We start from the raw sequence: 7,350 nt of genomic DNA on the forward strand, positions 1-7,350 counted from the left end.
ACCGGGCCAACACTCAATGCCGAACAACAATATGCAGTCTCCACAATATGCGCCAGTCTAGGCCAGTTTGAACGCTACCTACTCGATGGCGTAACCGGCAGCGGCAAAACCGAAGTGTATTTACGCAGCATTGCCGAGTGCTTGGCTCGCGGGGAGCAAGTGCTGACCCTCATCCCTGAGATTGGCCTAACCCCGCAAACCCTAGAACGCTTCGAAAGCCGCTTCCCAGGCCAAGTCCGAGCACTCCATTCTGGGCTCAGCGACGGTGAACGCTATCGAAGCTGGCAGGATATTCGCAGCGGGCGCGCGCAGATTCTACTCGGCACCCGCTCGGCGGTATTTACGCCCTTTCAAAATTTAGGGCTAGTCATTGTTGACGAAGAGCACGATGCTTCTTACAAGCAGCAAGACGGTTGGCGCTACTCGGCTAGGGACATCGCCGTAAAACGCGCTGCCGATCATCGCTGCCCGGTAGTGCTGGGTAGCGCCACCCCCAGCCTCGATAGCTTGCACAACGTTGGCCAAGACCGCTACCAATTGCTGGAGCTGCGCGAACGCGCAGGGCTTGCCAGCAAGCCCGATATTCGACTACTGGATATTCGCCAACAAGACTTAGACGAAGGCCTAAGCAAAACCTTGCTCGACGCCACCCAAGACACCCTAGAAGCAGGCAACCAGGTTTTAATCTTTCTTAATCGGCGCGGCTTTTCACCTCTATTGCAATGCCATGGCTGCGGCTGGATCGCCAACTGCCAAGCTTGCGATGCCAAAATGACCGCCCACTTCGGCCGCCGCGAACTGCGCTGCCACCACTGTGACGCTAAAGAAGCCCTGCCAAGCATTTGCCCCCAGTGCCACAACAGCCAGTTAATTTTTCAGGGGCCGGGCACTGAGCGCTTAGAGCTAAGCCTTAAACGCCATTTCCCCGAGGTTGACGTGATTCGCATCGACCGCGACACCACCTCCGCCAAAGGCAGCATGCAAAGCCTGGTAGACGGCATTCGCGATGGCCGCCCCAGCATCTTGGTCGGCACCCAAATGCTGGCCAAGGGCCACCATTTTCCCGACGTCACCTTAGTCGGCATTATTGATATCGACGGCGGCTTATTCAGCGCCGACTTTCGCGCCCCCGAGCGCAGCGGCCAATTGCTAGTTCAAGTTGCCGGACGCGCGGGCCGCGCCGACAAACCCGGCCGAGTGTATATTCAAACCCACTGCCCAGACCACCCAGCACTGCTTGCCCTAGTTAGCCAGGGCTATCAGCCCTTTGCCCAGCAATTGCTAGCTGAGCGGCAATTGCTAAGCCTGCCGCCAGTCAGTTTTAGCGCTGTGATTCGAGCCGACGCCGGCAGCCTGCGCTGCGCCGAAGACTTTTTAGCCGCCATTCGCGCCAATCTCGCCCCCAGTGATAATAACTGGAGCATAGTCGGCCCGCTGCCCGCCCCCATGACCCGCAAAGCCGGACGCTTTCGCGCTGCACTCATTCTTCAGGCAGAGCGTCGCCCCATCCTGCACCGACAACTCGCCATCGCCTGCCACACCGGCGACCAACTACCGAAGCACAAAAGCCTGCGCTGGTCGGTCGATGTCGACCCAATTGATTTGTTTTAATCCCATTTGCCATTTTTACGGTTTAGCCACGCCCCCCAGCACTAGCCGCGACACCCGTAAACAGGGATAATACGCGGCCTTGTTTCGCGCCAGAGAGTTAGCCACAACGCCATGAAAGAGAAAGTTGCCGCACATATCCATCAAGCACTGCAAACCCTGCGCAGCGCCCACGCTTGGCCAGAGGATCTGGTGGCAAATATTCAGGTGGAGCATACCCGCGACAAGGCCCACGGCGACTTCGCCAGTAATATCGCGATGACCTTGGCCAAGCCCTTAAAATCTAACCCTCGCGCAATTGCGCAACTCATTGTCGACGCGCTGCCCGAGACCAGCGACATTGTCAAAGTCGACATCGCCGGCCCCGGTTTTATCAACTTTTTCGTTGACGAAGCCAGTAATTATCAGGTTATTCACGACATTTTCGCCCAAGGCGAGCAGTTTGGTCGCCATGCCAGCCGCAACAAATCAATGCAAGTTGAATTTGTATCCGCCAACCCCACTGGCCCGCTGCACGTCGGCCATGGTCGCGGCGCAGCCTACGGCGCCAGCGTCGCCAATATGCTAGAGGCCGCCGGCTACGATGTATGCCGTGAATATTATGTCAACGACGCCGGTCGCCAGATGGACATCCTCGGCACTAGCGTGTGGCTGCGATATCTGCAAGCCTGCGGCGAAACGATTACTTTCCCAAGCAATGGCTATCAGGGCGACTATATTGCCGACTACGGTCGCGAGCTATTGGCCGAGCACGGCGAAATATTGCGCCACTCTGCTGCGGAAGCCTTTGCTGGAGTTTGCGCCGACGCCCCCGAGGGCGACAAAGAAAAGCATATTGATGGCTTAATCAACCGCGCCAAGGCATTGCTCGGCGATAACTACCAAATTCCTTTTAATAAGGGCTTAGACGCGATACTCAGTGATATTCGCAGCGATTTATCTGAGTTCGGCATTGAATACCAGCAGTGGTTTTCTGAGCGCAGCCTGACCCAGAACCCTGACCAGGTCGCCCGTGCCATTGCCAAATTACAGGACAATGGCTTTATAGAAGAGCGCGACGGCGCACTGTGGTTTATGTCGACCCGTTTCGGCGACGACAAAGACCGCGTGGTGAAGCGCGACAATGGTCAAACCACCTATTTCGCATCAGACATTGCCTACCACCTCAATAAATTCGAGCGCGGCTTCGACACCGTGGTCAATATTTGGGGCGCCGATCACCACGGCTACATCTGCCGAGTGAAGGCAGCACTGCAAGCCATGGGGATTGATCCCGAGAAATTAGTGGTCCGCTTAGTGCAGTTTGTGTCGCTGTATCGTGGCGACCAGCAAGTGCAAATGTCGACCCGCTCAGGTTCGTTTGTGACTCTGCGCGAATTGCGTGAAGATGTCGGCAACGATGCCGCACGCTTCTTCTATATTATGCGCAAGGCAGACCAAGCCACCGATTTCGACCTAGAGCTCGCTAAGTCAGAAACCAAAGACAACCCGGTTTACTATATTCAGTACGCTCACGCCCGGGTCGCCAGCATTCTGCGCAAACTCCAAGAACAAGGCGAATCGTGGACACCGGCGGCCGGCTTAGCGAACCTCGCCAAACTCAGTAATGACGCAGAAAAAGATCTTTTAGTAAAATTGTCACGCTACCCTGAGACACTCGCTAGTGCCGCCGAACATTTTGAGCCCCACAGCTTGGCGCATTATCTCCGAGAATTGGCTGGTGACTTCCACACTTACTACAACGCTCACAAAATGCTCGGCGAAGACATCGCCGTGCGAGACGCTCGTCTTGCGCTAGCCTGCGCGGTACAACAGGTCTTGCGCAACGGCCTGAGTTTATTGGGCGTGTCGGCTCCAGAGGAAATGTAAGGCATGGCACAAGCCCCTAAAAAAACCAGCCGCGGAGCCACCCGCAGCCCCGCCAGCACCGGCTTGCCCGCCTCGGTTCTGCTAGGTACGGGCTTTATTGCTGGGGTAGTCTGCTCTGTTCTGGTGTTTAGCGCACTGAGCAAACAGCCCAATAATGAGGTGAAAGTTGCTGCCGAGAAAACCGCGGCTGCAGCCAAGGTTAAAGCCGACCGCAAGGAAGTGAGCACTAACACCAAATTCGATTTTTTTACGCTCCTACCCGAGCGCGAAGTCATTGTTAACGACGAGCGTCCAGCACCAAAGCCGGTTGCCACGACAACCGCACCCAAGAATGAGCGGCCGCCCGTTGAAGCCAAACCCGACCCTAACATTGAGAAATACATTCTGCAGGCTGGTTCTTTCCGCCAAAGCACCGACGCCGACCGCCGCCGCGCCCAAATTTTATTACTGGGTCTCGACGCCAAGGTTGAATCGGTTGAAGCGAACGGTGAGCGCTGGCACCGCGTTTATGTCGGCCCCTTCCAATCCCATAACACCTTGAGCGATGCCCGCAGTAAATTAATAAACGAAAGCATTGATACCTTGGTTATTCGGCAAAAGAACTAAGCTTAAGCCTCTCTGCGCCCTTGAAAACTTCAGGGGCCAACCCCACTATCACTGTTCACACCCGCTTTTCCCTTTCAATTATAAGGAGTCCCGCGTGGAACAGTTTCGCGGCACCACAATACTCTCGGTTCGCCGGAATAATCAGGTTGTCATCGGCGGCGATGGCCAAGTCACCATGGGCAATACCGTGATGAAGGGCAATGCCCGCAAAGTTCGCCGTCTTTATAAAGAGCAAGTTCTAGCCGGCTTCGCCGGCGGCACCGCCGACGCCTTTACCTTGTTTGAACTCTTCGAAGTTCAGCTTGAGAAGCACTCAGGTAAACTCACCAAGGCCGCTGTCGAACTCGCCAAAGCCTGGCGTAGCGAGCGCTCACTGCGTCAGCTGGAAGCACTGCTCATTGTCGCTGACAAAGAAACCACCTTGGTGATCAGCGGCAACGGCGATGTCATCGAGCCCGAAGACAATATGATCGCCATTGGCTCGGGCGGCTCATTTGCCACCGCCGCCGCCCGCGCACTTATGGACAATACCGAGCTTAGTGCCGGCGATATTGTTGAAAAAGGCCTGACTATTGCTGGTGATATCTGCATCTACACCAATCACAGCCGCACCATTGAATCTTTGGAATACTAGCGCCCACGAGCGCCTTCGGAGTCTCCATGTCGACCATGACACCCCGTGAAATTGTTCACGAACTCGATAAACACATTGTTGGCCAAAGCGATGCCAAACGCGCTGTGGCCATCGCCCTGCGCAATCGCTGGCGGCGCATGCAACTCAATGAAGATTTGCGCGCTGAAATCACCCCCAAAAACATTTTAATGATTGGCCCCACCGGCGTCGGCAAAACTGAAATTGCCCGCCGCCTAGCGAAGCTCGCCAACGCGCCTTTTATTAAGGTCGAGGCGACCAAGTTCACCGAAGTGGGCTATGTCGGTCGCGATGTCGAATCCATTATCCGCGACCTAGTTGATGTCTCGATTAAACTGTATCGCGAACAGGCCATGGAACAGGTCGCCCACCGCGCTGCTGACGCCGCCGAAGAGCGTATCCTCGACGCCTTGCTGCCCCCAGCCCGCGGCGAAGCCACCGAAGAAGAGCGCAACACCACAACACGCCAACTCTTCCGCAAAAAGCTACGCGAAGGTGAATTAGACGAGCGCGAAATCGAAATCGAACTCAATATGGCCCCGGTTGGCGTAGAAATCATGGCCCCACCGGGTATGGAAGAAATGACCAGTCAGTTACAAGGTATGTTCTCCAAGATGGGTGGCGACCGCAAAAAGACCCGCCGCCTAACCGTGAAAGCTGCCGCCAAGCAACTTCAAGACGAAGAAGCCGCCAAGCTTGTAAACGAAGAAGAATTGAAAGCGCGCGCCGTAGAAGCGGCTGAGCAAAATGGCATTGTCTTCATCGACGAAATCGACAAGGTCGCTAAACGCCAAGAAACCGGCGGCGCCGATGTTTCTCGCGAAGGTGTACAGCGGGATTTACTGCCACTTATTGAAGGCTGTACCGTCAGCACTAAACACGGCGTGATTCGCACCGACCATATTTTGTTTGTCGCCTCAGGCGCTTTCCATCTGAGCAAGCCATCGGACCTAATCCCCGAACTGCAGGGCCGCTTGCCGATTCGGGTAGAGCTTTCAGCATTAACACCTGAAGATTTTGAGCGCATTCTCACCGAGCCTCACGCCTCATTGACTGAGCAATATCAGGCATTGCTGGGAACAGAAGGCTTGAGCATTGAGTTCAGCGCCGATGGCATTCGCCGCATTGCCGAAACGGCATGGGAAGTCAACGAGCGCACCGAGAACATCGGCGCCCGCCGCCTGCACACCATGCTCGAGCGCCTATTGGAAACCATTTCCTTTGACGCTGGCGACATCAAAGACGCAGTGAAAATTGATGCCGATTATGTGAATAAGCAATTGGGTGAATTGGCGAAGGACGAAGATTTGAGCCGATTTATTCTCTAGGCTTCGCGTCGGACGTCAGACGTCTGGCGCCCGACGCATTCCCAGCTCGACACCACCACAAAGGCAGAGATCACACCATGAGCCAAGCGCCTACCGACATTAAATTTCGCAAAAAGTCCCAGCAGCTGGAACTCACTTACGGTAGCGGTGAGCAGTTTGCCTTGGACGCTGAGTTTTTAAGGGTGCATTCACCCTCTGCGGAGGTACGCGGTCATGGCGCGGGACAGGAGACGCTGCAAACCGGCAAAATGCATGTGAAGATTACTGAGCTAATTCCGGTGGGTAATTACGCCTTGCAGCTGGTATTCAGTGATGGCCACGACAGCGGCATTTTTTCCTGGGTCTACCTACGCGAGTTGTGTGATACCAAAGACGCTAAATGGGAAGCTTATTTACAAAAACTCCACGACGCCAAGGCCAGCCGCGATCCCGACCAACAAGTGGTGAAGTTTTTTGGCTAAGGAGCACAAACCCTAATCACGTAGGATAATTTGCGGATTTAAGTTTACTCCGCCGTCTTCCTCTAATACGCCGATATTAACCCCAGTAGAGTTTTCAACCACCACCAGCGGTGGCTCAAAGCTTGGGTGGCGTATGAATTTCAACTGCCAACCAAAATTTTCAATACGCCGCAGGGCGACTTTCTGTAAATCGGTCAACATCATTAGCGCGTTATCTGGCACCGCCGGCGCCGCACTGCGCTTGTCATTTGTCATTTCCATAATTATCCGGCCCCGTGTCGAACTTCAGCGAATTAACAGTAGCCGTAAGTCGCAACCAGCTCTAGTTCGGATTCACCGTATTGACATCGATTTAAGCCACGACAAACTCAGTGCGGAAGCGAAATCCACCCGTTATTAGAGGTTCTCCTCAGCAAATGCCGCCAACCGCGAGCGCTCTATACCATTGACGTGCATTATCCCCGCATGCTCAAAATTCTTACATTTTTCAACAAGATAAGTGAGACCCGAGGTCAGCGGTGAAATATACTTATTATCAATTTGCGCTAAATTACCCAAAACCACTATTTTTGAATTCACCCCCACGCGGGTAATAATAGATTTTAATTGGAACTGGGTCAGGCTCTGCGCTTCATCAATAACAATATAGGCATTATTAAAGGAGCGCCCCCGCATAAAATTCAATGACTTAAATTGAATGTTAGCCTTATCCTTTACATATTCAATACTGCTGTAAGGCGACTCATCGCTGCCGTGCAAGACTTCTAAATTATCCTCAAAGGCCGCCAGCCATGGCGCCATTTTCTCTTCTTCGGTACCGGGTAAA

General features: G+C 54.2%; 8 protein-coding genes. 6 read left to right on the plus strand and 2 right to left on the minus strand.

Features of this window, described 5'->3' with window-relative positions:
• The 6 genes from ABYT30_RS12960 to ABYT30_RS12985 form a co-directional block, all read left to right on the plus strand.
• Positions 1-1,611, plus strand: a 1,611-nt coding sequence (locus ABYT30_RS12960; protein ID WP_373096856.1) for a primosomal protein N', incomplete at its 5' end; no start/stop codon positions are given.
• 111 nt (positions 1,612-1,722) lie between these two features.
• Positions 1,723-3,477 (plus strand): arginine--tRNA ligase, encoded by a 1,755-nt coding sequence (gene argS / locus ABYT30_RS12965; protein WP_373096858.1) that lies wholly within the window; start codon positions 1,723-1,725, stop codon positions 3,475-3,477.
• A 3-nt stretch (positions 3,478-3,480) separates the two neighbouring features.
• Positions 3,481-4,083, plus strand: a complete 603-nt coding sequence (locus tag ABYT30_RS12970; RefSeq protein ID WP_373084340.1) for an SPOR domain-containing protein — start codon at positions 3,481-3,483, stop codon at positions 4,081-4,083.
• 94 nt (positions 4,084-4,177) lie between these two features.
• A complete protein-coding gene (gene hslV / locus ABYT30_RS12975) occupies positions 4,178-4,717 on the plus strand; it encodes an ATP-dependent protease subunit HslV (protein ID WP_008252455.1) in 540 nt (179 codons plus the stop codon).
• A 26-nt stretch (positions 4,718-4,743) separates the two neighbouring features.
• On the plus strand, positions 4,744-6,063 hold the full coding sequence (gene hslU / locus ABYT30_RS12980) for an ATP-dependent protease ATPase subunit HslU (RefSeq protein ID WP_373096860.1): 1,320 nt from the start codon (positions 4,744-4,746) through the stop codon (positions 6,061-6,063).
• Positions 6,064-6,140: 77 nt separating this feature from the next.
• Positions 6,141-6,524 carry a gamma-butyrobetaine hydroxylase-like domain-containing protein gene (locus tag ABYT30_RS12985; RefSeq protein WP_373096862.1) on the plus strand — a complete coding sequence of 128 codons (384 nt, stop codon included), beginning with the start codon at positions 6,141-6,143 and terminating at the stop codon, positions 6,522-6,524.
• 12 nt (positions 6,525-6,536) lie between these two features.
• On the opposite strand, the gene ABYT30_RS12990 is transcribed toward ABYT30_RS12985, so the two are convergent.
• Positions 6,537-6,779: a hypothetical protein gene (locus ABYT30_RS12990; RefSeq protein ID WP_373096864.1), complete on the minus strand. Its 243-nt coding sequence runs from the start codon at positions 6,777-6,779 to the stop codon at positions 6,537-6,539.
• Positions 6,780-6,920: 141 nt separating this feature from the next.
• The coding region (locus ABYT30_RS12995; RefSeq protein ID WP_373096866.1) for a PhoH family protein at positions 6,921-7,350 on the minus strand (430 nt) is incomplete at its 5' end.

Origin of the sequence: Zhongshania sp., from assembly GCF_041623545.1 — a bacterium.
Classification (GTDB): Bacteria; Pseudomonadota; Gammaproteobacteria; order Pseudomonadales; family Spongiibacteraceae; genus Spongiibacter.

Excerpts from the sequence above, each read along its gene's own strand:
- argS (WP_373096858.1), top strand. The coding sequence starts at position 1,723 with ATGAAAGAGAAAGTTGCCGCACATATCCATCAAGCACTGCAAACCCTG.
- ABYT30_RS12985 (WP_373096862.1), top strand. The coding sequence starts at position 6,141 with ATGAGCCAAGCGCCTACCGACATTAAATTTCGCAAAAAGTCCCAGCAG.
- ABYT30_RS12990 (WP_373096864.1), bottom strand. The coding sequence starts at position 6,779 with ATGACAAATGACAAGCGCAGTGCGGCGCCGGCGGTGCCAGATAACGCG.
- hslU (WP_373096860.1), top strand. The coding sequence starts at position 4,744 with ATGTCGACCATGACACCCCGTGAAATTGTTCACGAACTCGATAAACAC.
- ABYT30_RS12970 (WP_373084340.1), top strand. The coding sequence starts at position 3,481 with ATGGCACAAGCCCCTAAAAAAACCAGCCGCGGAGCCACCCGCAGCCCC.